Source organism: Streptomyces sp. 11x1 (assembly GCF_032598905.1).
Classification (GTDB): domain Bacteria; phylum Actinomycetota; class Actinomycetes; order Streptomycetales; family Streptomycetaceae; genus Streptomyces.
On record NZ_CP122458.1, the window covers coordinates 7,835,786 to 7,858,493 of the forward strand.

A 22,708-nucleotide genomic window follows, 5' to 3' on the forward strand; every position below is an offset into this window, starting at 1 on the left:
GCCAAGCTAGCGTGTTTGTATCTAAGGAGCTGAGAGTTTCACACGTCAGCCCTCGCTTCCCTGGGGTGCGTCAAAAGTGAGTTCGTCAATACCGGGGGGCGAGTGAGAATGGCCCCGTGCGCTACCGCATCCTCGGCACCACCCAGGCCCTGCAGTCCGACGGCACCCCCGTCCCCGTCGGGGGCGCACGTCTGCGTGCCCTGCTGACCGTGCTCGCGCTGCGGCCGGGACGTACGGTGCCCGCGGCCCTCCTCGTCGACGAGGTGTGGTCCGACGATCCGCCCGCCGACGCGCCCGGCGCACTGCAGGCGCTGGTCGGCCGGCTGCGCAGGGCGCTCGGCCCGGAAGCGGTCGCCTCGGTGAACGGCGGCTACCGGCTCACGGCCACCCGGGACGACGTCGACCTGCACCGCTTCGAGCGCCTCACGGACGAGGGCGTCCGCGCGCTCGCCGGCGGCGACCCGGCCAAGGCCGCCGACGTCCTCGACGACGCGCTCGCCCTCTGGCAGGGCCCGCCCCTCGCCGACCTCCCCGACCGCGCCGCCGAGGCGGCCCGCTGGGAGACCCGCCGCCTCGACGCCCAGCGCATCCGCCTCACCGCCGCCCTGGCCCTGGGCCGCCCCGACACCGCCCTCCCCGACCTCACCGCCCTCTGCGACATCCACCCCCTCGACGAACCCCTGCAGGCCCTGCGCCTGCGCGCCCTCCGCGACACCGGCCGCACGGCGCAGGCCCTGGCCGCTTACGAACGGGTACGCCGCCTCCTGGCCGACCGCCTGGGCACGACCCCCGGCCCCGCCCTGCGCAAACTCCACGCGGAACTCCTGAGATCCGACCAACCAGTGCCCCGTCAGGAGCGCGGGGAACTGCGCGAGAACCCCCACGAACCAGCACCCGACAACGCACCGCCTCGGGGTCGAAGGGGCAGCGCCCCTGGGGATGGGACGGGTAGGGGCGGCGGGGGCGAAAATCGGGCCCAGTCCCCCCACCCCACCCGCCCCCCGGGCAACCTCCGCGCCCGCCTCACCTCCTTCGTCGGCCGGGACACCGACATAGACACGATCCGCGACGACCTCACCACCAGCCGCCTCGTGACCCTCCTCGGCCCCGGCGGCGCGGGCAAGACCCGCCTCTCCCAGGAGGCCGGCGAGGCGCTCGCCCCAGCCCTGCCGGACGGCGTCTGGCTCGCCGAACTCGCCCCCGTCGACGACCCCGCGAACGTCCCGGAGGCCGTCCTGACCGCCCTCGGTGCCCGCGAGACCGTCCTGAGGGGCGCCGGCGCCGAGGAGATGCGCGTCGCGGCGGACCGCCAGGACGACCCCCTGGTCCGCCTCACCGAGCACTGCGCCGGCCGTCGCATGCTGCTGATCCTCGACAACTGCGAACACGTCGTGGACGCCGCCGCCCACCTCGTCGACCAGCTCCTCCGACGGTGTCCGGGGCTGACCGTCCTGGCCACCAGCCGTGAACCCCTCGGCGTACCGGGGGAGTTGCTGCGCCCGGTGGAACCGCTGACGCAGCCCCACGCGCTGCGCCTGCTCGCCGACCGGGGAGCGGCCGCCCGGCCCGGCTTCACCGTCGACGCCGACCCGGAGGCCGCCGCCGAGATCTGCCGGCGCCTCGACGGCCTGCCGCTCGCGATCGAGCTGGCGGCGGCCCGGCTGCGGATGCTGACGCCCCGCCAGATCGCCGACCGTCTCGACGACCGCTTCCGGCTGCTCACTTCCGGCAGCCGTACCGTGCTACCCCGGCAGCAGACCCTGCGCGCGGTCGTCGACTGGTCCTGGGAGCTCCTCGACGAGGACGAACGGGACGTCCTGCGGCGGCTGTCGGTGTTCGCCGGCGGCTGCGACCTGGCCGCCGCCGAGGCCGTCTGCGGTCCCGCCGCACTGGAGGCACTCGGCTCCCTCGTGGACAAGTCGCTTGTCGTGGCCGCCCCTTCTGCCGCCACCGACGGCTCCGGGAGCTCCGGCGGCTCCGGCGGCGAGATGCGTTACCGCCTCCTGGAGACCGTCGTCGAGTACGCCGGTGAACGGCTCGACGAGACGGGCACCCGCCCAGCCGCCGAGCGCGCGCACCTCACGTACTACCGCGAACTCGCCCGCGTCACCGACCCGTTGCTGCGCGGCTCCGGCCAGCGGGGCGCGATCGAGCTGCTGGAGCTGGAGTACGAGAACATCCGTACCGCGCTCAGGCGCGCCGTCGCCGAGCGGGACGAGCAGGAGGCACTCTGTCTGACCCTCTCGCTGTGCTGGTACTGGCAGATACGCGACCTGCGACTGGAGGCCCGCCACTGGTCCACCGAGGTCAGGGCACTCGGCCCGAACCCCTTCACCGCGCCCGCACGCCACGTCCCCGACCTGCTCGAACGCTGCACCGACAACCCGCCGCCCATGTGTCCCGAACTGCTCGAAGAGGCCCGGCGCGGAGTGCATCTCGTCCATATGGCCTGTATGGACATGGAGTTGACCGCCTGGGAGACCCCGCAGGCCAAGGAGAGACTGCGCGTCATCGGTGAGACCTACCGCCCCGGTCAGCCGCAGACCTGCCGCTACCCGGGCTACCTGTGGTTCTACGCCGTACTGCTGTCCGGTGACATGGACCGCACCCGCGAGCTCAGCGACGCGACCGTCCGCGGCTGCCGGGAGTTCGGCTACACCTGGGAATTGGGCCAGGCCTTGCAGACGCGGGCCGGCATCCTCGCCAACCGGACCGACTGGGTCGGCGACGCCACGCACGACGCCGACGAAGCCCTGGAGATCTTCGAGCGGGTCCAGGACGCGTGGGGCGCCGCGGAAGCGCTCTCGGCGCGTGGCGAGGCCCGGGAGCGCAAGGGCGACTACGCGGGTGCCGCAGCGGACTTCGAGCGGGCCATCGAGTACGCGGAACGGCTCGGCGTCCGTGCCCAGCAGGGCGTCCTCGGCGCACGGCTCGGCGGACTGCTCCTGGAGTGCGGTGACACCGAGCGGGGCGAGCGCATGCTGCGTGACGTGCTGGCCGACGGGCAGGACACCGCCGACGAAGCCGCCGCAGCGGCCCGTCTCTTCCTGGTGATCCAACTTGCCCGCACAGGACGCACGAGCGAGGCGCGGGAGGAGATGCGACGGTTGCGCGAGTCCTTCGCCGCCATCAACTTCGTGGTGTTCTCCGGGTTCGTGCTCGGCGTCGAGGCATGGCTGGAGACGCTGGACGGACGCCACGCCGCGTCCCTGGACCTGATGCGTCAGGCGATGGAGCAGATCGGCGACCCGATGAGCCGGATGATCGCGCCGCACCTGCCCGCCCAGCATCTCGTCGTCGCCGCCCTCGCTTTCGTGGGCCTGGACGGTGGTGTCCGCGCCCGTGACGCGGCGCGGCTCCTGGGCGCCGCCGACGCGCTGCAGCCGACCGGCCGCGAACCCAGCCCGACGGAGGCCGAGAACCGCGCCCTGGCCGAGTCCGGTGTCCGGGCGGTCCTCGACGACCTGGCGTACGAGACGGCGTACACCGAGGGCGGCGCCCTCACGCTGGAGGAGGCCGCCGCCCTGATCTGAGCCTCGCCTCGCGTGACGTTCGTCAGCTCTTCGTACGGAACTTGTGGATCGCGATCGGCGCCATCACCAGCGTCAGTACCGCGGACCAGGCCAGCGTCACCCACAGGCCGTGGGCGACGGGGCCGCCCACCATCAGGCCGCGCGCCGCGTCCGCGAGGGCGGACAGCGGGTTGTAGTCGGTGAAGGCCCGCAGCCAGCCGGGCATCGTCTGCGTGGGCGCGAAGATCGACGAGCCGAACTGCAGGGGCATCAGCACCATCATGCCCATCCCTTGCACGGACTGGGCGTTCTTGAGGGTCACGCCCAGCACGAGGAAGATCCACATCACGGAGGAGCCGAAGACGACGGCCAGACCGACGGCGGTCAGCAGCCCGGCCCAGTCGGCCACGCGGAAGCCCACGAGGGTCGCGACGGCCATCAGGATCGCCGTGGCGACGAGCATCCGCATCAGCTCGACGCCGATCTTCGCGAGGAGGACGGAGGAACGGCCGATCGGCAGGGACCGGAAACGGTCCATGATCCCTCTCTGGAAGTCCTCGTTGAAACCGGTACCGACCCCCATGGCGATGTTCATGCCCAGCATCGCCATCAGACCGGGCACCACGTACTGCACATACGCGTCCTGGCCGCCGCCAAGGGACTGGCCGATGGACCCGCCGAAGACGTACACGAACAGCAGTGTGAGGATGATCGGCAGGAGCACCGCGTCGAACATCGATTCGGGGTCCTGCCGGATCCACAGCAGATTGCGCCGGACGAGCGCGCCGGTGTGCCGGGCGTGCGCCCGCGGTCCGATTCGGCCGTCGGTCTCGACGATCTCACCGGTCGTGGGGACGGTGGTGGCGGCGCTCATACGGCGACTCCTTCATGGGCGGGGGACGTGGCGGCGTCCTGGAGCGCACTGGCACTGTGACCGGTGAGCGACAGGAACACCTCGTCCAGGCTGGGCAGTTCGGTGCTGATCGAGGCGATGGTGACGCCGCGCGCGGTGATCACGCCGACGACGGCGGTCAGCTGCTCGTCGCTGAGGATCGGCACGTGGAGGGTGCCGGTCTCGGTGTCCACGGTGGTGGTGGCGAGCCCGGTGATCCCCAGGCCGTCCAGCTCCTCGGCCAGCGGACGCAGGTGCACCGGGTCGGCCGTCCGGACCCGGAGCGTACGCCCGCCGACCTGCGCCTTCAGCTCCTCGATCCGGCCGCCCGCGATCACCTTGCCCCGGTCGATCACGGTCAGCTCGGAGGCCAGCTGCTCGGCCTCCTCCATGTACTGGGTGGTCAGCAGCACGGTCACACCGTCACCGACCATCCGCTTCACCTCGGCCCACACCTCGTTGCGGGTGTGCGGGTCCAGACCGGTCGTCGGCTCGTCCAGGTACAGCACGGCCGGGCTGCCGATCATGGACGCGGCCAGGTCGAGCCGCCGTCGCATACCGCCGGAGTACGTCCCCGCCGGGCGTCCGGCGGCCTCGGTCAGCGAGAACCGCTCCAGCAGACCGGTCGCGCGGCTCTTGGCCTCCTTGCGGGGCAGGTCGAGCAGGCGGCCGATCATGTACAGGTTCTCGAAGCCGGACAGCTTCTCGTCCACGGAGGCGTACTGGCCGGTCAGGCCGATCACCCGACGCAGCTGGCGCGGCTGCCGTACGACGTCGTACCCGGCCACGGTCGCCTGTCCCGCGTCCGGCGTGATCAGCGTGGACAGGCACCGTACGAGCGTGGTCTTGCCCGCCCCGTTCGGGCCGAGCACGCCCATCACCGTGCCCTCCCGCACATCCAGGTCGACACCGTCCAGCGCCCTGGTCTCCCCGTAGTGCTTGACCAGCCCCCGCACGGCGACAGCGCCCTTCGCGCCGCTGGCGTTCTTGTCGATTCGTGTCATGAGGACGACGGTCCCAGCCCTCACCGACAAACCACCGACAGGTCGCCGACATGGGGGATGGGGGCGAGGGGTGCGTTGTCGGGTGCGGCTCCGGTGGGGCTTCTCGCGCAGTTCCCCGCGCCCCTGAAAGCCCAGGCCCTGCGGGCCTGGGAAAAGCACGGGGCGCAGCCCCTGCTTTTCAGGGGCGCGGGGAACTGCGCGAACGGCCCCCACTCACCCGCACCCGACAAGGAACCCGCACCCTCACCCCACTGGGCGCCCCGGCCCAAAACAGAGCCGCGGCCCGCCGACGGGGGAAGATCGGCGGGCCGCAGTCGTACCGCTATGGCTCAGTGAAGTCTCCGGCCTAGTGGACGGAGTGCTCCTCCAGCGGGAACGTCCCACCCACGACGTCCTCCGCGAACGCCTTCGCCGCGTCGCCCATGACCGTCCGGAGGTCCGCGTACTTCTTGACGAACTTCGGCACCCGTCCACCCGTCAGCCCGAGCATGTCGGTCCACACGAGCACCTGCGCGTCGGTCTCGGCACCCGCGCCGATGCCCACCGTCGGGATGTGGAGCACCCGAGTGACCTCCGCCGCCAGCTCCGCCGGGACCAGCTCCAGGACGACCGCGAACGCGCCCGCGTCCTGGACGGCCTTGGCGTCGCGCAGCAACTGCTGCGCGGCCTCCTCGCCGCGCCCCTGCACGCGGTAGCCCATCGCGTTGACGGACTGCGGCGTGAGGCCGATGTGGGCCATCACGGGGATGCCCGACTCGACCAGCAGCTCGATCTGGCGGTGCGAGCGCTCGCCGCCCTCCAGCTTGACCGCGCCGACGCCGGCCTCCTTGACCAGTCGGGTCGCCGAGCGCAGCGCCTGCACCGGGCCCTCCTGGTAGGAGCCGAAGGGCAGGTCGCCCACGATCAGGGCGCGGCTGGTGCCCCGTACGACGGCCGCGGACAGCATGGTCATCTCGTCGAGGGTGACGGGCACGGTCGACTCGTACCCCAGGTGGCAGTTGCCCGCCGAGTCGCCGACGAGCATCACGGGGATGCCGGCCTCGTCGAAGACGGACGCGGTCATCGCGTCGTAGGCGGTGAGCATGGGCCACTTCTCGCCGCGCTCCTTGGCGAGGGCGATGTCCCGGACGGTGATACGGCGTGTGCCCTTGCCTCCGTACAGCGCCTTGCTGCCGTCGGAGGGCTTCGTCTGGGCAGCCGAAAGCTGCGTCATCGCTCCAGCTCCTTCATGTCATCTCGAGGCACCCTGACGGCGTCCCCGGACCACATCCATGGTGGCACCTAGGACGGGGGAGGGCTAGGGCGGGTACATGTGACCGTTCAGGCACAGGTGCGGCCGCATGGCGGCACGCGGGAGCCGGGTACAAGATTTTCGATACGAGACGGTCCCGTATCGAAATAGGTCTAGAGTCGACGACATGACTACCGCAGTCCCTGACTCCCGCATACCGGCGGCCGTGCACCGGCGCCGCTGGGTGATCCTCGGTGTACTGATGCTGAGCCTGCTGATCGTGGTGCTCGACAACTCGATCCTCAACGTCGCCATCAAGACGATCTCCACCCCGGCTCCCACCGGGCTGGGCGCCACCCAGAGCGAGCTGGAGTGGGCGATCAACGCCTACACGCTGGTCTTCGCGGGGCTGCTGTTCTCCGCCGGTCTCCTCGGCGACCGCCTCGGCCGCAAGAAGGTGCTGCTCGGCGGACTCGTCGTCTTCGGCGTCGGCTCGGCGCTGGCCGCCCTGTCGGGCTCCCCTGGCGAGCTGATCGCCTTCCGCGCGGTGATGGGCCTCGGCGCCGCCTTCGTGATGCCCGCCACCCTCGCCGTCCTGATGAACGTCTTCGAGCGCGACGAGCAGCCGAAGGCCATCGGCATCTGGGCGGGCGGCGTGGGCCTCGCCATCGCCATCGGCCCGATCACCGGTGGCCTCCTGCTGGACCACTTCTGGTGGGGCTCGGTCTTCCTGATCAACGTGCCGATCGTCGTCCTCGCCCTCGGCCTGATGCTCTGGCTGGTCCCCGACTCGCGCGACCCGGACCCCGGCCGGATCGACCCGATCGGCGTCCTGCTCTCCGTCGTCGGTCTCGTCCTGCTGGTCTACGGCATCATCCGCGGCGGTCAGCTCGCCGACTTCACCGACGTCACGGTCCTCGCGACCAGCGCGGCCGGCCTCGCGGTCCTCGCCGCCTTCGTCGTCTACGAGAAGCGCAGCGACCACCCGTCCATCGACATGTCGTTCTTCAGGAACAAGGTCTTCTCGACCGCCATCGGCGTCATCGGCGTGGTCTTCTTCGCGCTGATGGGCGTGACCTTCTTCTCCGTCTTCTACACCCAGACCGTACGCGGCTACTCCCCGCTCCAGACCGGTCTGCTGATGCTCCCGCTGGCCGTCGCGCAGCTCGTCTTCGCGCCCCGCGCACGCCTCGCCGTCGACCGGTTCGGCAACAGCGCGGTGTGCACGGCGGGCATGACGCTGATCGCCGCGATGCTGGCCGCGTTCGCCGTGCTGGACGCGGACACCCCGATCTGGATCCTCGAAGTGGTCTTCTTCCTCATGGGCGTCGGCATGGCCCATGTGATGACCCCGCTCAGCGTCGTCATCATGCAGGCCCTGCCACGCGAGAAGGCCGGCTCCGCGTCCGCGCTCAGCAACACCTTCCGCCAGGTCGGCGGCGCGCTCGGCATCGCCGTCCTCGGCTCGGTGCTCTCCACCGCCTACCGCGGCGGCATCGAGGACGAACTGCCCGCCGGCGCCCCGCACGCCGCCGCCGAGTCCATCGAGGCCACCCTCGCTCTCGCCGCCCGGCTCGGAGAACGGGGCGAGGCCCTGGTCACCCCGGCCCACGACGCGTTCCTGCACGCCATGCACGTGACCGCCCTGTGCGGGGCCGGAGTCGCCCTGCTCGGCGCGGTGGCCATGGCGGTGTTCCTGCCGGGACGGCCGCGAGGCGGCCAAGAGGGCAAGGAGGAGACGGAGTTGGTGGCCGCCGACCACTGACGGACAATCGGACCGGCGCGCGACCGGGTCGAACCGGCGCGCGAGTGAGCCACATCGGCCCACGAGCGGACCGAACCAGCACACGAGAGACGGAGTCGACCTTGAGCCTCGCCGAGAGCCACGCCGACGAGGGGCGGGTCCGGGACGGGAGCCCCGTACGCGGACGGCCCCGCAGCGAGGCCGTGGAGCGGTCCATCGTCGAGGGCGTGATGAAGCTCCTCGAAGAGGGCGTGCCGCTCGCCGAGTTGTCGATCGAGCGGGTGGCCCGCACCGCCGGCGTGGGCAAGGCGACCATCTACCGCCGCTGGAGCGGCAAGGAGGCCCTCTTCGTCGACGTACTGCGCGCCGCCGAACCCCCGGACCCGGTGTTGCCCGGCACCTCGATGCGCGACGACCTGGTCGTCTTCCTGGATGCGGCACGCAGGCGAGGCCTGCTCAACCGGCCCTCGGCGATCCTGCACAACGTCATCGCCCAGATGAAGAGCAGCCCCAAGATCTGGGACGCCTACCACGCGGACGTCGTCGCCCCCCGCCGCCAGGCCCTCGCCGACGTCCTGCGCCGGGGCCGGGACAACGGCGAACTCCGCCCCGACGTCGACATCGACCTCGTCGGCGACCTCGTCTTCGGCCCCATGCTGGTCCGCACCGTCATGCGCCCGGACGCCCCGCTCCCCGAGAGCCTTGCGGAGGACATCGTCGACACGGTGCTCGAAGGGCTGCGTCCGGCTGCGAAGTGAGTCACATCGATGTGCGCGTTTCGTTACAGACGTCGGGCCCTGTCCACCGGTTCGGAACTCCGAACAGCGGGTTGTGCGTCCTTGTGCCCGTACGGCCGCCCGGTGACGGCGGGAGCGAAGGTAATCATCCCCTAGGGTCTTCAGAGCGCGGGGGGTAGAAGTGCACGGCAGGCAGTGAGGCGACGGTATGGCGCAGGCGTACATGACGGAGACGGGCGGCGGCGGCACGGGTCAGGGCCGCGAACAATCCCGGTTCCGGCGCCTGTTCGGCCGCCTCTTCGGCGAGTGGAGAGGAGACCGGCGGATCTGGCGGCGCGGCATCGTCCTCGCGGTCCTCGCTGTTCTCGTCGCCCTGGTGATGGTGTTGCACGCCCAGGTCCCCAACACCGTGGGCAACCTGGGGAGTCTGACCGAGACGTTCCTGCCCTGGTTCGGTCTCGCGATCCCGCTGCTGCTGATCCTCGCCCTGGTCCGCAAATCGGCCACCGCGCTCGTCGCGCTCCTGGTGCCCACGGTCGTCTGGCTGAACACCTTCGGCGGACTGGTCACCAGCAAGACCGGCACCGGCGGTGACCTCGCCGTCGTCACCCACAACGTCAACGCGGACAACGCCGACCCGTCCGGCACGGCCGGCGAGGTGGCCGCCTCCGGCGCGGACGTGGTGGCGCTGGAGGAACTCACCGAGAACGCGGTGCCGGTGTACGAGAAGGCGCTCGCGGCGACGTACCCCTACCACGAGGTCGTCGGCACGGTCGGCCTGTGGAGCAAGTACCGGATGAGCGACACCAAGCCCGTCGACATCAAGCTCGGTTGGGAGCGCGCGATGCGCTCGACGGTTGCGGCACCGGACGGGCCGGTCGCCGTCTACGTCGCCCATCTCCCCTCGGTGCGGGTGAAGCTGGAGGCCGGGTTCACCGCCCGCCAGCGCGACAAGAGCGCCAACGCCCTCGGCGAGGCCATCGCCGACGAGCCGATCCAGCAGGTCGTCCTCCTCGGCGACCTCAACGGCACCATGAACGACCGCGCCCTGAACGCCGTCACCGCCCAGATGCGCTCCACCCAGGGCGCCGCGGGCAACGGCTTCGGCTTCAGCTGGCCGGCGTCGTTCCCGATGGCCCGTATCGACCAGATCATGGTCCGGGGCATGGAGCCGAAGGCGTCCTGGACCCTGCCGGAGACCGGCAGCGACCATCTGCCGGTGGCGGCACGGGTGACGATCGACACGCCCGGAGACTGACGGCGCAGGTGGGGCGAGCGGGCGGGACAGGGGAATACACGTCTGGCTGGAGTTTGTTCCGTCAGTGAACATACGATGGAACGGAACCGATTCCTTCCTTTCCTTCCCCTTGTCCTACCGCACCCTTCGAAAGGTCTCTCCGCCATGCCCTTGGCCCTGCTCGCTCTCGCCGTAGGCGCCTTCGGAATCGGCACGACCGAGTTCGTCATCATGGGTCTCCTCCCCGAGGTCGCCGCCGACCTCGGCATCTCGATCCCCGCCGCCGGCCACCTCGTCTCGGCGTACGCGCTCGGTGTCGTCATCGGCGCCCCGCTGCTCGCGGCGGCCACCGCCCGGCTGCCCCGCCGCAAGGTCCTGATCGGGCTGATGCTCCTCTTCGTCGCCGGTAACGCGCTCTCCGCCCTCGCCCCCGACGAGCACTGGCTGCTCGCCGCCCGCTTCCTCAGCGGTCTGCCGCACGGTGCCTTCTTCGGCGTCGGCGCGGTCGTCGCGACCGGCCTCGTGGCGCCGGAGCGCAAGGCACGCTCGGTCTCGCTGATGTTCCTGGGCCTGACGATCGCCAACGTCGCCGGCGTCCCCGCCGCGACCCTCGTCGGCCAGCACTTCGGCTGGCGGATCACCTTCCTCGGCGTGAGCGCGATCGGCCTGGCCGCCATCGCCTCCCTCGCGCTCCTGCTGCCGGACGACCGCACGGAGGCCCCCTCCGCCGGCCTGCGCGGCGAACTGGGCGCCCTGCGCTCCCTGCCCGTCTGGCTCGCCCTCGGCACGACCGTCGCCGGCTTCGGTGCCCTCTTCTCCGCCTACAGCTACATCACGCCGATGCTCACGGACTCCGCCGGGTACGCCGAGACCAGCGTGACCATGCTGCTCGCGCTGTTCGGTGTGGGGGCGACCATCGGAAACCTGGCCGGCGGCCGCCTCGCCGACCACTCCCTGCGCGGCACCCTCTTCGGCGGCCTCGCGTCCCTGATCCTCGTGCTGGCCCTCTTCCCGGTGCTCATGTCCGCGCAGTGGAGCGCCGCACTGGCCGTCGTCCTCCTCGGCGTCGCCGCCTTCGCCACCGGCTCGCCCCTCCAGCTGATGGTCATGGAGAAGGCCGCCGGCGCCCCCTCCCTCGCCTCCTCCGCCAACCAGGCCGCCTTCAACCTCGCCAACGCGGGCGGCGCCTGGATCGGCGGCCTCACCCTGACCGCCGGCCTCGGCACCACGGCCCCGGCGAGCGCGGGCGCGGCTCTCGCACTGATCGGCCTGGCGGTAGCGGCGGCGGCCTACGCCGTCGACACCCTCCGCACGCCCACCCCCGCCCCAGGACGCGGCCGCGTGGTGGCGTCCCATGTGCCGGGGGAGCCGGAGACCGTACGGGTCTGAAGCGCACGGGTGAGTGCGTAGACGCCTCGCCCCCGAGCCGCTCCCGGTCCACCCTCACGACCATGACGGCACACGACACGACCGGACATGTACGGCCGGCTTCCCGGGGCGAGAGGCTGATGATCCGGCGGGAGGCTGTAGGCGATCACCGGGACGTGCGTGAGGTGCATGCGCGCGCGTTCGGTGACGGTGAGCGGATTCCCGGGCTCGTGGAGGCGTTGCGCGTCGCGGAGGCCTCGGTGGCGCCGATGTCGTTCGTCGCCACCGTGGACGACCGGGTCGTCGGGCACGTGCTGCTGAGCGCGGCGCGCCTGGACGCCCCGCGGCGGATCATGGACGTCCTCCCCCTGTCGCCGCTGGGCGTGCTCCCCGAGTTCCAGCGTCAGGGCATCGGCACCCGGCTCGTCGCGCACGCCCTCGCGGCGGCGGACGGCCGGGGCGTGCCGCTGGTCTTCCTGGAGGGGGCACCGCACTACTACGGCGCGCGCGGCTTCGAGGGCGCCGTCGCGGCGGGCTTCCGTCCGCCATCGCTGCGCATCCCCGAAGCCGCGTTCCAGGTCGCCCGTCTGTCCGCGCACGAGCCGTGGATGACGGGCACCTTCGTCTACTCGGAGGTCTTCTGGGCCTTCGACTGCGTCGGCCTGAGGGACCCGGAGGCCTGAGGGACCTGAATTCTTGACGGAGCCGGAGGCCTGAGGGGCCCGCCCTCAGGCCTCGCCCCGGCGCCTCGGGGCCCGGAACCCCGGTGTCTACGCCCCCTCGCGCCACCGGTTCGTGATCGGCAGCCGGCGGTCCTTGCCGAAGCCCTTCGGGGAGATCTTCGTGCCCGGCGGGTACTGGCGCCGCTTGTACTCCGCAGTGTCGACCATGCGGAGGGTCTTGGTGACCAGCTCCCGGTCGAAACCGGCGGCGACGATCGCGTCGGCGCCCTGGTCGCGGTCGACGTACAGCGCGAGGATCGCGTCCAGGACCGGGTAGTCCGGGAGGGAGTCCGTGTCGACCTGCCCGGGGCGCAGTTCCGCGCTCGGGGGCTTGGAGATGGAGTTCTCCGGGATCGGCGGGGTCTGGCCCCGCTCCGCGGCCGCCCGGTTGCGCCACTCGGCGAGGCGGAAGATCGACGTCTTGTACACGTCCTTGATGGGGCCGTACGCGCCCACCGAGTCGCCGTAGAGAGTCGAGTACCCCACTGCCAGCTCCGACTTGTTGCCGGGCGCGAGCACGATGTGGCCCTCCTGGTTGGAGATCGCCATCAGCAGCGTGCCGCGCAGGCGCGACTGGAGGTTCTCCTCGGCCAGGCCCGTCAGCTCGGTCGACGCCATGTAGGCATCGAACATCGGCTCGATCGGGACCGTGCGGAAGTTCAGGCCCGTCCGCCTCGCCAGCTCCGCCGCGTCACCCTTGGAGTGGTCCGAGGAGTACTTCGACGGCATGGACACGCCGTACACGTTCTGCGCGCCCAGCGCGTCGCACGCGATCGCCGCGACGAGCGCCGAGTCGATACCGCCGGAGAGCCCGATCAGGACCGACGAGAAGCCGTTCTTCGCAGCGTACGCCCGCAGGCCCACCACCAGCGCCGAGTACACCTCCTCGTCGTCGTCGAGGCGCTCCGCGTACCCGCCGGTCAGCTCCGGCTCGTACGCGGGCAGCGGCTCCTCGGAGAGGACGAGCCGGTCGATGCGCAGCCCGTCGTCGACGACCCCTGTCACGGGTTCGGCGGCGGCCGCCGGAAGGTCCAGGTCCAGGACCACACAGCCCTCCGCGAACTGCGGCGCCCGTGCGACCACTTCGCCGTGCCGGTCGACGACGATCGAGTCACCGTCGAAGACCAGCTCGTCCTGGCCGCCGATCATCGCCAGGTACGCGGTCGTGCAGCCGGCCTCCTGGGCGCGCTTGCGCACCAGTTCGAGCCGGGTGTCGTCCTTGTCGCGCTCGTACGGCGAGGCGTTGATGGAGAGCAGCAGCCCGGCCCCGGCGGACCGGGCGGCCGGGACGCGGCCGCCGTCCTGCCAGAGGTCCTCGCAGATGGCGAGGGCGATGTCGACGCCGTGCAGCCGCAGCACCGGCATGGTGTCGCCGGGCACGAAGTAGCGGAACTCGTCGAAGACGCCGTAGTTGGGGAGGTGGTGCTTGGCGTAGGTGAGCGCCACCTCGCCCCGGTGCAGCACCGCGCCCGCGTTCCGGGGCGCCCCGGCCGGCTGGCCGTACTTCGGCGCGGCGGACTCGGAACGGTCGAGGTAGCCGACGATCACCGGCAGTTCCCCGAAGCCCTCGTCGGCGAGCCGCGCGGCCAGCGCCTTCAGCGCGGCACGGGACGCCTCCACGAAGGACTGGCGCAACGCCAGGTCCTCGACGGGGTACCCGGTCAGCACCATCTCCGGGAACGCCACCAGATGCGCTCCCTGCTCGGCTGAGTGCCGGGTCCAGCGGACCACCGCCTCGGCGTTTCCGGCGAGATCGCCGACGGTCGAGTCGATCTGATTCAAAGCGAGACGAAGTTGAGGCACGCGGCCAGTGTAATCGTCAGAGCGACGCAATGGGGTGTGGGGCGCCCCACGTTCGCGGGCGCCCCACCACCGCAGCTGCACGGATGGGCCGTCAGGAGCGCGGCGCGGCGCCCCGCTCCTTGAGCATGCCGGTCATCAAGGAGATCTCGGACTCCTGGGCGTTCACCATGCCCTGGGCGAGCTTCTTCTCGACATCGACGGTGCACTTGGAGACACAGCCCTCCGCCATGTGGACGCCGCCCTTGTGGTGGTCGGTCATCAACTGGAGGAAGAAGACCTCGGCCTGCTTGCCGTTCAGCTTGCCGAGCTTCTCCATCTCGGCGTCGGTCGCCATCCCGGGCATCAGCGAGCCGTCCTCGCCGGAGGCCATGTCGCCCATGCCCATCCAGGCCATCGGCTGCTCGGACGACACCTTCGGCAGGCCCCACAGATCGAGCCAGCCGATCATCATGCCGCGCTGGTTGGCCTGCGTCTGCGCGATGTCGTAGGCGAGCCGCCGGACCTCCTCGTCGTCCGTCCGGTCGCGCACGATGTACGACATCTCCACGGCCTGCTGGTGGTGGACGGCCATGTCCCGGGCGAACCCCGCGTCGGCGGAGTCGGCGGAGGGGGCCTTCAGCCCGGAGTCGTCACCGTCGGCGACTGCGTACGTGATCGCCCCGGCCGCGACGAGTGCCGCCGCGGCCCCGGAGGCGATCCAACCGATGTGCTTCATGCTTCCCACTGTGCCAGGCCCGCTGTCGTCACTCACTCGTAGGTCGTCGCTCGTCACTCGCCGGTCGCCGGCCGTCAGGAGACGCCGTTGGTGCAGGCGGCACCCGGCTCGGGCGTCTGCTGGCCCTGGACGTAGGTCTCGAAGAACTTGTCGACGTTCGGGTCCTTCGCTCCGGTCACCGTGCGCTGGTGGCCCCACGCGCTGAGCATGATCGGGTCCTTCTGGTCCTCGACCGGGCTCATCAGCGTGTACGGGGTCTTCTTGACCTTCTCCGCGAGCGCCTTGACGTCGGCCTCGGAGGCCTTGCTGTTGTACGTCACCCAGACCGCGCCGTGCTCCAGCGAGTGCACGGCGTTCTCGTTCTTGATGGCCTTGTCGTAGACGTCGCCGTTGCAGTTCTGCCAGACCGGGTTGTGGTCGCCGCCCACCGGGGGCTTCATCGGGTACTTCACGGTCTTGGTGACGTGGTTCTGGGCGAGCTTGGTGCTCCAGGTCTTCACGCCGTCCGAGCCGGTCTCCCACTTGCCGGTCGACTTGGAGTCACCGGCCACGCTGTCGCTGCCGTTGTCGTCGGACTGCGAGCGGATCAGGACCGTCCCGCCCACGACGAGGCCGGCGACTATCAGCACGCTGGCGCCGATCGTGAGGATCCGGTTCCGGCGCTCACGGGAACGCTCGGCACGGCGCATCGCCTCGATGCGCGCCTTGCGGTCCCCGCTGCTGTTGGTCTTGGCGGCCATGGGATGTGTCCTTAGTGGGGGATGGGTCGGATGGGACGGTCGGATCGACTGATCGTAATTTGATCCGCTCCCTCTCGTAAACGAGGGATCCCGTCTCCCATGCTGCCCGCCGGCCACGGATGCCGCGCGGTTTTCGGGGCACGCGTGACGGGCGTCCGGCGGATGTCGGCCCACTCGGGCGTTACGGATGTCGGCGCGAGCAGGCAAGATGGGCGGCAGAGCGGTTGAGCTGCGGCGCGAGCGGTACACCTGCCGTACGCCGGGCGTTCGACCGGAGGCCGCTCGGTGGATCAAGGTGCGCAACGCGCACGAAATGGTGTTGTGGTGGGATGCTCAGGTGCCCGACCGCCTCCCGTGGCTCGGGAGCAAGGCGGCCTGACCAGCAAGGAATGGGTGGAAGCGGAAGATGGACAAGCAGCAGGAGTTCGTGCTCCGTACGTTGGAGGAGCGCGACATCCGTTTCGTACGCCTGTGGTTCACGGACGTGCTGGGCTTCCTGAAGTCCGTGGCCGTGGCCCCCGCCGAGCTGGAACAGGCGTTTGACGAGGGCATCGGCTTCGACGGCTCGGCCATCGAGGGCTTCGCACGCGTATACGAATCCGACATGATCGCCAAGCCGGACCCGTCGACCTTCCAGGTCCTGCCGTGGCGCGCGGAGGCTCCGGGCACCGCCCGGATGTTCTGCGACATCCTCATGCCGGACGGCTCCCCGTCCTTCGCGGACCCCCGGTACGTGCTGAAGCGGGCCCTGGCCAAGACCTCCGACCTGGGCTTCACCTTCTACACCCACCCGGAGATCGAGTTCTTCCTGCTGAAGGACAAGCCGACGGACGGCTCCCGCCCGACCCCCGCCGACAACTCCGGGTACTTCGACCACACCCCGCAGAACGTCGGCATGGACTTCCGCCGCCAGGCGATCACCATGCTGGAGTCCATGGGCATCTCGGTCGAGTTCTCCCACCACGAGGGCGCCCCCGGCCAGCAGGAGATCGACCTGCGCTACGCGGACGCGCTCTCCACGGCCGACAACATCATGACGTTCCGCCTGGTCATGAAGCAGGTGGCCCTGGAGCAGGGCGTCCAGGCGACCTTCATGCCCAAGCCGTTCTCCGAGCACCCGGGCTCGGGTATGCACACCCACCTCTCCCTCTTCGAGGGCGACCGGAACGCGTTCTACGAGTCCGGCGCGGAGTACCAGCTCTCCAAGGTCGGCCGCTCCTTCATCGCCGGCCTGCTGAAGCACGCCGCCGAGATCGCCGCCGTGACCAACCAGTGGGTCAACTCCTACAAGCGGATCTGGGGCGGCACCGAGCGCACCGCCGGGGCCGGCGGCGAGGCCCCCTCGTACATCTGCTGGGGCCACAACAACCGCTCCGCCCTGGTCCGCGTCCCCATGTACAAGCCCGGCAAGACGGGCTCGGCCCGGGTCGAGGTCCGCTCCCTGGACTCCGGCGCGAACCCCTACCTGGCCTACGCCATGCTCCTGGCCGCCGGCCTCAAGGGCATCGAGGAGGGCTACGAGCTGCCGCCCGGCGCCGAGGACGACGTCTGGGCCCTCTCGGACGCCGAGCGCCGCGCCATGGGCATCGAGCCCCTCCCGCAGAACCTCGGCGAGGCGCTCTCCCTCATGGAACGCAGCGACCTCGTCGCCGAGACCCTCGGCGAACACGTCTTCGACTTCTTCCTGCGCAACAAGCGCCAGGAGTGGGAGGAGTACCGCAGCGAGGTCACCGCGTTCGAGCTGCGGAAGAACCTGCCGGTGCTGTAGGCGCAGGTCAGGGCGGGTTTCCCGCTGTGACGGCACGTGGGGCCGACGGTCATGGACCGTCGGCCCCACGGCGTCTCACTGGTCCTGGGCCGTCTGTGGGCCGTCCGGCCCCGGAACGGTGCCGTCATACAGGCTGTCCACGGCGTTGCGGGCCCGCGCGTCGCTGCTCGGCATGAGATGCGTGTAGACGCGAAGCGTGAACCCTGGGTCGTTGTGTCCGAGGTAGGCGCTGAGTGCTTTGACGTTCTCTCCGGCGTCCAGCAGAACGGATGCGTAGAAGTGCCTGAGGGCGTGCATGCCGTGCTCGCGGGCGGCCTGGTGACGCTCGCCAGGCTTGGGCGCGGGGATGACGCCAGCGGCGACGAGCGCAGGTTTCCACGCCCGAAGATTGAAGTCGGTCCGTCGGACTGCGCCGGCCCCGTCGAGGCGGGTGAACACGAGCCGCTTCGTGACAGGCGGACCATCTGGCCGCAGCCAGGGCAAGGTGACGTCGACCGGCGGGAAGTCCTCCATGTGCTGCTTGAGGATCTGCGCTACGCGGTCCGGCAGGGGGACATCGCGCTCTTTTTCTCGCTTGGGCGGGGCGAACACGAGATGGCCTCTGGCCACCTTCACCTGATTGGCGATGTGCAGCCATCCAGTGTCGAACCCGACCGCTTCGACAGGCAGGCCGAAGATCTCGCCCTGTCGCAGGCCGCATCCGCCGCCGACATCGACCGTCGCGCGGAAGCGCTCTGGGAGGGCCGCACGTATGGCGAAGGCGCGCTCGGCATCCCACGGCACAATGCGGCCGGTCCCGGGTGCCGGGGGACGAACAGATTGCGCGTGGCACGGATTCTTCGACAGGTGACCGTCGTCGACAGCGGCGTTGAGGACCGTCGAGACGTTGTTGTAGATCACGCGCCGGTACGACGACGCGGGTACCGCGGACTCCAGGTTGCTCAGCCAGTCCCGGATGTGTTCCGGCTTGAAGGAGCCGAGTGGGCGCGGTCCGAGGTAAGGGATTGCGTGACCCCTGAGGGAGGATTGGACGGACTCCCGAGTGGTCATGGCGGTGGTCTGCGTGCTCAGCCACTTTTCCGCGTACTGCCGAAAGGTCACGCGACTGGCGGCGGGGTCGACGTATTGGCCGCGCGACATGTCGGCCTCGATGTTGGTGAGCCACTTCTCGGCGAGGCGCTTCTGTCCGTCGGGGAAGCTCTTGGACTTCTCGGTTCCGTCGGGGCCGATGTACCGGGCCCGGTAGCGCAGGCCGCTTCCGTGGCGGTCGCTCTTGACGCGGGCGGTCTTGCCGTCGGGGTTGGTCTCGGTTTTGAACCAGCGGTCTTGGATGTGGCCTGCCATGTGGCGGCGGTCCTCTCACACATGCAGCAGGGAGAGCCGCTGGTAGCGGCTCTCCCTGCTGTCTGCCGTGGGTGTCGGTTAGGCGGCGTACTGGTCGGAGCGTTTGCGTTCGGCGACGTGGGCGAGGACGTCGGCGGGGTCGTAGCGGATGTACTTGCCGATGCGGAATCCGGGCGGTCCCATGCGCTTCTTGCGCCACTGGTAGACGGTCTCTTTGGGTACCTCGAAGATTTCGGCGATGTCGTCGGCGGTGAGGTAGCGGTCCGGCAACCCGCCGCGGAGCGTGGCGCGCGGGTCCGGCTGTTCACGTGCGGTGCTCATGGCGTGTCCTCCGTGCGCGGGCGAGGGTGTTGAATCGGCGGTCCTGTCCGAGGTGTGGATTTCTGCGTCATGGCGTCATGAGCGTCACGTAGGGCTCTGGCCAGTGGTTTTGCCCGTCGCATCGGCTAGGGCGTGCGTCATCCCGGCGTCATGGGGTGCGTCATCCAATGACGCAGGTGACGCAGGATGACGCAGAGCCAGCCGTCTGCGTCATACCTTTCGTTGCAGGTCAGCGGCCGTTTCCCGGCTCGTATGACGCGCATGACGCAGCGTCTTCCTTCTTAGGACAAAGAAGGGGCTGCCTGTTGTAGTGCGGTGCGCCTCAGAGCGTGAAGAAGGAGCCGCTGCGCGGCGCGACCTTGAGGCGGCGTCCGCCGAACAGCAAGAGGAGCACGTGCTCCTCTTGCTGTTCGCTTGTGCCTGCGGATCGCGGTCAGAATGCCCTTGCCTGCTCGTGTCGGGCCGGGGGGAGTGTGCGGGTCATTTCGAGGTAGCGGCCCGTGCTGGTGCGGCCCGCATCGACGAGGACGCGCCGGGCGGCCAGCGTCGGCTGGAGGCGCTTGAGCCGGTCGGAGAGGACCTTGCCGGTCGTCGGCCACCCCTTGGGCAGGGGACGGCAGTCGTCGCCGCTGTAGAGGCGACTGAGGCAGGCCAGCCACTCAGTGGACGTCATCCGCTGCGCCCCGCCCGGCTCGATGGTCTCGGCGTGCTGGAGGACGGTCTGCGCCAACAGGTCGCCCTCGATCACGTCGTCGTTGAGGTCGTCCAGGCTGGCCCGGTAGGCGCGGAGAGCTCCCAGGCCGGTCGCCGCGTCGAACTGCGCACACAGGTGCGCGAAGTCCGCCATCCGCAGGTCGGTCGGAGTCTCTGCCTCGGCGGCGCGGACCTTGACCGTGAGGTCCAGGAGCGAGCCGAGCACGACAGGGAGGGTTTCCGCGTAGTCCGCCCACAGTTCCGCCTCGGTACGCCTGACGCGGGGCCGCTCCAACCGCAGCGGCAGAAGTCGGTCCGCGAGGTCGGGCCGGATGACACCGACGTCGATACCGGTCAGCAGCAGGGGCCGGCGGTAGCCGACACGGAAGACGTCCCCGTCGGTGAACAGCGCACGCTTGACGCTCTCGACCCCGGTCACAATGCAGCACATCGCGTCCGACAGATCCGGCGTGACGTGGGAGAGGTTGTCCAGCGCGGTGACCCACCCAGCCGCCACCGCTGCGACCAGGTTCTCCTCATCCTTCGGCGCCCGGCGCAGGTCACCGCTCATTCCCTCGATGATCCGCACGAGCATCCGGCCGCCGGTGGACTTGCCCGCGCCCTGCGGGCCGGTGAGGAACGGCGCGGGCACGGGCACCGACGGACCGAGACAGCCGATCAGCCACACGATGGCCAGGCACTCTGTCTCGGCATTGGCGAAGTTGCACAGCCGCATCAGCAGGTCGATGCCCTTGCCGCCCGTGTCCTTGGCCGGCAGCGGCAGTTCCCCGGTGAGCTGCGTGCGCCGCCAGCACACTTCGCGCGGGTCGGGCGTGAGGATGTCCCATCCGGTGGGGTGGATACGGACGGACTTGCCGTCGTCGCGGCCCAGGTCCAGCCACGTCGCCCCGTCGAATCCCGGAGCGACGCGGATGTGGACGGACTGGACGTCCTCGGACAGGGCCAGTGCTTCGATCAGGTCCAACGCCTCTTTGAGGGCCGAGCCGTTGAACGCGCCGCGCCCGTCCCTGTAGAGGCCGACCATGAGTTCCTGGCGGTGGCTGCCGGTGGTGCCCTGGGAGCGGATCGGGCGAGCGACGGGGTGGCCGTTCTTCTGCGCGTACACGGTCCCTTCGGCGGTGCGAAAGTACCGGAAGTGCGCTTGCGCGTAGGCCGCGATGATCTCGCGGGCGGGAGTCTTGTCGTCCTCAGACATGGCTCAGTCCCAACGTGTTCAGGGCGTTCGTCCACGCGTCGGTGCAGTGCCGGGGCGACTCGCCCTTGGCCTGCGCGGCGGTGAACAGCCGCGCGGTGTGCGCCTCGGTGAGGCAGCCGCACCGGCCGTGCCTGGACAGCACCGCGAGGAACGTGCGGTAGACGGTCGCGTGCACCGCGCCGGAAGCCGCAGTGATGCGCTGCTCCGCCATCGCGATCCCCCGGTCGAGGTAGGCGGGCGTGCGGTGCGGGCACTGCCCGCCCCCGGCCGGTGCGGGCGCGGTGACGGTGGGCGGCGCCGGCCGGAACGTGGCGGGCTTGTCCACGGCCAGCGCGCGCACGGCGTCCGGGAGGTCGGCCATGGTTCCGGTGCCGAAGCCCAGCCAGCGGGCGTAGGCCATGGTGGACTTGATGTCCACGCCGGGGCGGACGGCGTTCGCGGACTGCATCCGGCCGAGGTAGAGCCAGTGCTCGCCCCGGGTGGTGGTCACGGTCTGTGTGGCGGGCAGGTTCTCGCGGGCCCAGATGATCGCGTCGGCGTTGTCCAGGTCCACGACCGTCAGCCCCGCCCCGCCCGGGTGATAGGCGACCGCGCACGCGCGCAGCCAAGCCCAACGCCAGAGACCGGAGTTGACGACGTCCGGGTCGGTGGTCGCGGCTGCCCAGCCGTGGCAGGGTCGGGGGCAGGTGCACGGTCCGGGGGTCTTCATGTTCGGCCGGCCGCCGCAGGCGTTGTCCTGGCAGCGGCGGCAGTTGCCGAACGGGACCTTGCCCACCCGCAGCGGCAGCACGGGAATCCGGGAGACGGCCAGGTCGAGTGCGGTACGAAGATGGTCGTTCATGCTGCGCTCCGGTCGGTCAGCAGCATCTGCTGGTGGGTGGGGATGACGTTGATGACGCGCTCGCGCCAGCCGAGGGCGTAGTCGATGCAGTTGGCGCAGTTCTTGTGGGTGTGGCCGGGCAGCGGGGGCCGGTGGCGGGCGTGGGAGCTCCAGGCGGCGGAGTCGGCGGAGGCGAGGAGGTGGCCGACGCGTTCCAGGCCGAGGGTCTTGAAGCCGAAGCCGTGGAGGTTGAAGCCGTGGGTGGCCATGGCGGTGACGATCGCGGCGCCCTCGCGGGTGGACTGCAGGCGGCACACCGAACCCAGGCCAACGACCGGCTCGGCACGCAGGTCGACGCCGGCTTTCTCGTACAGCTCCACGCAGTGCTCGTACTGGGGGATGCTGCGGCCCTGGAGGACGGGTGCGATCCGCAGGTCAGGGGCGAGGGAGCGCAGTTCGAGGAAGTTCGCGACGGTGCGGCGCTGGTGTTCTTCCACGCTGAGGTGGGTGCCGACGAAGTACTGTCCGCCGAACCAGCCGCCCTTGATGATGGCTTCCTCGCACATCCAGTCCTGTGGGGCGGCCCAGTCGTAGGGGCCGACGTGTTCCCAGATGCGGCGCAGATCCTGCACGTACTTGCCCGGCGGGCGGGTCCAGGTGCCTTTGTCCTTGAGCTCCATGAAGCCGCCGGAGTCGACGGCGTAGGGGCCGCGGGCTTCGTCCCACTTGACGGCGCGATCCCAGTGCTCGGACTTCAGGAACAGCGGCACGTCGGTCAGGCGCAGCCAGTGCCGCTTGTGGGTGGTCAGGTAGAACCGCATTCGGCCCACGGCGGGAGCTC

Annotated in this window: 18 protein-coding genes; 7 read left to right on the forward strand and 11 right to left on the reverse strand. The window is 70.4% G+C overall.

From position 1 onward, the window contains the following. Positions 1-116: 116 nt before the first annotated feature. The gene (locus P8T65_RS34395; protein ID WP_316729082.1) at positions 117-3,533 is read left to right on the forward strand and encodes a BTAD domain-containing putative transcriptional regulator; all 3,417 of its coding nucleotides are present in this window, start codon (positions 117-119) and stop codon (positions 3,531-3,533) included. A gap of 22 nt (positions 3,534-3,555) precedes the next feature. Here P8T65_RS34395 and P8T65_RS34400 read toward each other — a convergent pair whose 3' ends face one another. The 3 genes from P8T65_RS34400 to panB all read right to left on the reverse strand — a co-directional run bounded on the left by P8T65_RS34400 (position 3,556) and on the right by panB (position 6,621). Then, complete coding sequence (locus P8T65_RS34400; RefSeq protein WP_316729083.1) at positions 3,556-4,386, reverse strand: ABC transporter permease; 831 nt, start codon at positions 4,384-4,386, stop codon at positions 3,556-3,558. Next, positions 4,383-5,408, reverse strand: coding sequence for an ATP-binding cassette domain-containing protein (locus P8T65_RS34405; RefSeq protein WP_316729084.1), 1,026 nt, complete (start codon positions 5,406-5,408; stop codon positions 4,383-4,385). Before P8T65_RS34405 ends, P8T65_RS34400 begins: the two co-directional genes overlap by 4 nt. A gap of 346 nt (positions 5,409-5,754) precedes the next feature. Next, positions 5,755-6,621 (reverse strand): 3-methyl-2-oxobutanoate hydroxymethyltransferase, encoded by an 867-nt coding sequence (panB, locus tag P8T65_RS34410; protein WP_045562832.1) that lies wholly within the window; start codon positions 6,619-6,621, stop codon positions 5,755-5,757. 205 nt (positions 6,622-6,826) lie between these two features. Here panB and P8T65_RS34415 point away from each other — a divergent pair, with 205 nt between their 5' ends. The 5 genes from P8T65_RS34415 to P8T65_RS34435 all read left to right on the forward strand — a co-directional run bounded on the left by P8T65_RS34415 (position 6,827) and on the right by P8T65_RS34435 (position 12,408). After that, a complete protein-coding gene (locus P8T65_RS34415; RefSeq protein WP_316729085.1) occupies positions 6,827-8,404 on the forward strand; it encodes an MFS transporter in 1,578 nt (525 codons plus the stop codon). Positions 8,405-8,505: 101 nt separating this feature from the next. Further along, positions 8,506-9,141 carry a TetR/AcrR family transcriptional regulator gene (locus tag P8T65_RS34420; protein WP_316729086.1) on the forward strand — a complete coding sequence of 212 codons (636 nt, stop codon included), beginning with the start codon at positions 8,506-8,508 and terminating at the stop codon, positions 9,139-9,141. Between the two features lie 187 nt (positions 9,142-9,328). Beyond that, positions 9,329-10,378: an endonuclease/exonuclease/phosphatase family protein gene (locus P8T65_RS34425; RefSeq protein WP_316729087.1), complete on the forward strand. Its 1,050-nt coding sequence runs from the start codon at positions 9,329-9,331 to the stop codon at positions 10,376-10,378. A gap of 144 nt (positions 10,379-10,522) precedes the next feature. Next, entirely contained in the window at positions 10,523-11,746 is a 1,224-nt protein-coding gene (locus P8T65_RS34430) for an MFS transporter (RefSeq protein ID WP_316729088.1), read from the forward strand. A 119-nt stretch (positions 11,747-11,865) separates the two neighbouring features. Beyond that, positions 11,866-12,408: an N-acetyltransferase gene (locus P8T65_RS34435; protein WP_316731818.1), complete on the forward strand. Its 543-nt coding sequence runs from the start codon at positions 11,866-11,868 to the stop codon at positions 12,406-12,408. An 87-nt stretch (positions 12,409-12,495) separates the two neighbouring features. Here P8T65_RS34435 and P8T65_RS34440 read toward each other — a convergent pair whose 3' ends face one another. The 3 genes from P8T65_RS34440 to P8T65_RS34450 form a co-directional block, all read right to left on the reverse strand. After that, complete coding sequence (locus tag P8T65_RS34440; RefSeq protein WP_316729089.1) at positions 12,496-14,250, reverse strand: NAD+ synthase; 1,755 nt, start codon at positions 14,248-14,250, stop codon at positions 12,496-12,498. A 91-nt stretch (positions 14,251-14,341) separates the two neighbouring features. Beyond that, the gene (locus P8T65_RS34445) at positions 14,342-14,965 is read right to left on the reverse strand and encodes a DUF305 domain-containing protein (RefSeq protein ID WP_316729090.1); all 624 of its coding nucleotides are present in this window, start codon (positions 14,963-14,965) and stop codon (positions 14,342-14,344) included. Between the two features lie 74 nt (positions 14,966-15,039). Then, positions 15,040-15,705, reverse strand: a complete 666-nt coding sequence (locus P8T65_RS34450; RefSeq protein ID WP_316729091.1) for a DUF3105 domain-containing protein — start codon at positions 15,703-15,705, stop codon at positions 15,040-15,042. 406 nt (positions 15,706-16,111) lie between these two features. On the opposite strand from P8T65_RS34450, the gene P8T65_RS34455 reads away from it, so the two are divergent. Beyond that, on the forward strand, positions 16,112-17,473 hold the full coding sequence (locus tag P8T65_RS34455) for a glutamine synthetase family protein (protein WP_060886099.1): 1,362 nt from the start codon (positions 16,112-16,114) through the stop codon (positions 17,471-17,473). Positions 17,474-17,548: 75 nt separating this feature from the next. Here the strand turns inward: P8T65_RS34455 and P8T65_RS34460 are convergent, their stop codons facing one another. From P8T65_RS34460 to P8T65_RS34480, 5 genes are all read right to left on the reverse strand, one after another. Then, positions 17,549-18,817: a site-specific integrase gene (locus P8T65_RS34460; protein ID WP_316729092.1), complete on the reverse strand. Its 1,269-nt coding sequence runs from the start codon at positions 18,815-18,817 to the stop codon at positions 17,549-17,551. A 78-nt stretch (positions 18,818-18,895) separates the two neighbouring features. After that, entirely contained in the window at positions 18,896-19,138 is a 243-nt protein-coding gene (locus P8T65_RS34465) for a helix-turn-helix domain-containing protein (protein ID WP_316729093.1), read from the reverse strand. Between the two features lie 433 nt (positions 19,139-19,571). After that, a complete protein-coding gene (locus P8T65_RS34470) occupies positions 19,572-21,047 on the reverse strand; it encodes an ATP-binding protein (protein ID WP_316729094.1) in 1,476 nt (491 codons plus the stop codon). Next, positions 21,040-21,888: a bifunctional DNA primase/polymerase gene (locus tag P8T65_RS34475; protein ID WP_316729095.1), complete on the reverse strand. Its 849-nt coding sequence runs from the start codon at positions 21,886-21,888 to the stop codon at positions 21,040-21,042. The genes P8T65_RS34470 and P8T65_RS34475 overlap by 8 nt, the downstream gene beginning before the upstream one ends. Next, positions 21,885-22,688, reverse strand: a complete 804-nt coding sequence (locus P8T65_RS34480) for a hypothetical protein (protein WP_316729096.1) — start codon at positions 22,686-22,688, stop codon at positions 21,885-21,887. Before P8T65_RS34480 ends, P8T65_RS34475 begins: the two co-directional genes overlap by 4 nt. Positions 22,689-22,708: the final 20 nt, after the last annotated feature.

What these genes read in the sequence shown, in the direction of transcription:
- P8T65_RS34400 (WP_316729083.1), bottom strand. Translation starts at nt 4,386, where the DNA reads ATGAGCGCCGCCACCACCGTCCCCACGACCGGTGAGATCGTCGAGACC.
- P8T65_RS34405 (WP_316729084.1), bottom strand. Translation starts at nt 5,408, where the DNA reads ATGACACGAATCGACAAGAACGCCAGCGGCGCGAAGGGCGCTGTCGCC.
- panB (WP_045562832.1), bottom strand. Translation starts at nt 6,621, where the DNA reads ATGACGCAGCTTTCGGCTGCCCAGACGAAGCCCTCCGACGGCAGCAAG.
- P8T65_RS34415 (WP_316729085.1), top strand. Translation starts at nt 6,827, where the DNA reads ATGACTACCGCAGTCCCTGACTCCCGCATACCGGCGGCCGTGCACCGG.
- P8T65_RS34425 (WP_316729087.1), top strand. Translation starts at nt 9,329, where the DNA reads ATGGCGCAGGCGTACATGACGGAGACGGGCGGCGGCGGCACGGGTCAG.
- P8T65_RS34430 (WP_316729088.1), top strand. Translation starts at nt 10,523, where the DNA reads ATGCCCTTGGCCCTGCTCGCTCTCGCCGTAGGCGCCTTCGGAATCGGC.
- P8T65_RS34435 (WP_316731818.1), top strand. Translation starts at nt 11,866, where the DNA reads ATGATCCGGCGGGAGGCTGTAGGCGATCACCGGGACGTGCGTGAGGTG.
- P8T65_RS34445 (WP_316729090.1), bottom strand. Translation starts at nt 14,965, where the DNA reads ATGAAGCACATCGGTTGGATCGCCTCCGGGGCCGCGGCGGCACTCGTC.
- P8T65_RS34450 (WP_316729091.1), bottom strand. Translation starts at nt 15,705, where the DNA reads ATGGCCGCCAAGACCAACAGCAGCGGGGACCGCAAGGCGCGCATCGAG.
- P8T65_RS34455 (WP_060886099.1), top strand. Translation starts at nt 16,112, where the DNA reads ATGGACAAGCAGCAGGAGTTCGTGCTCCGTACGTTGGAGGAGCGCGAC.
- P8T65_RS34460 (WP_316729092.1), bottom strand. Translation starts at nt 18,817, where the DNA reads ATGGCAGGCCACATCCAAGACCGCTGGTTCAAAACCGAGACCAACCCC.
- P8T65_RS34465 (WP_316729093.1), bottom strand. Translation starts at nt 19,138, where the DNA reads ATGAGCACCGCACGTGAACAGCCGGACCCGCGCGCCACGCTCCGCGGC.
- P8T65_RS34470 (WP_316729094.1), bottom strand. Translation starts at nt 21,047, where the DNA reads ATGTCTGAGGACGACAAGACTCCCGCCCGCGAGATCATCGCGGCCTAC.
- P8T65_RS34475 (WP_316729095.1), bottom strand. Translation starts at nt 21,888, where the DNA reads ATGAACGACCATCTTCGTACCGCACTCGACCTGGCCGTCTCCCGGATT.
- P8T65_RS34480 (WP_316729096.1), bottom strand. Translation starts at nt 22,688, where the DNA reads ATGCGGTTCTACCTGACCACCCACAAGCGGCACTGGCTGCGCCTGACC.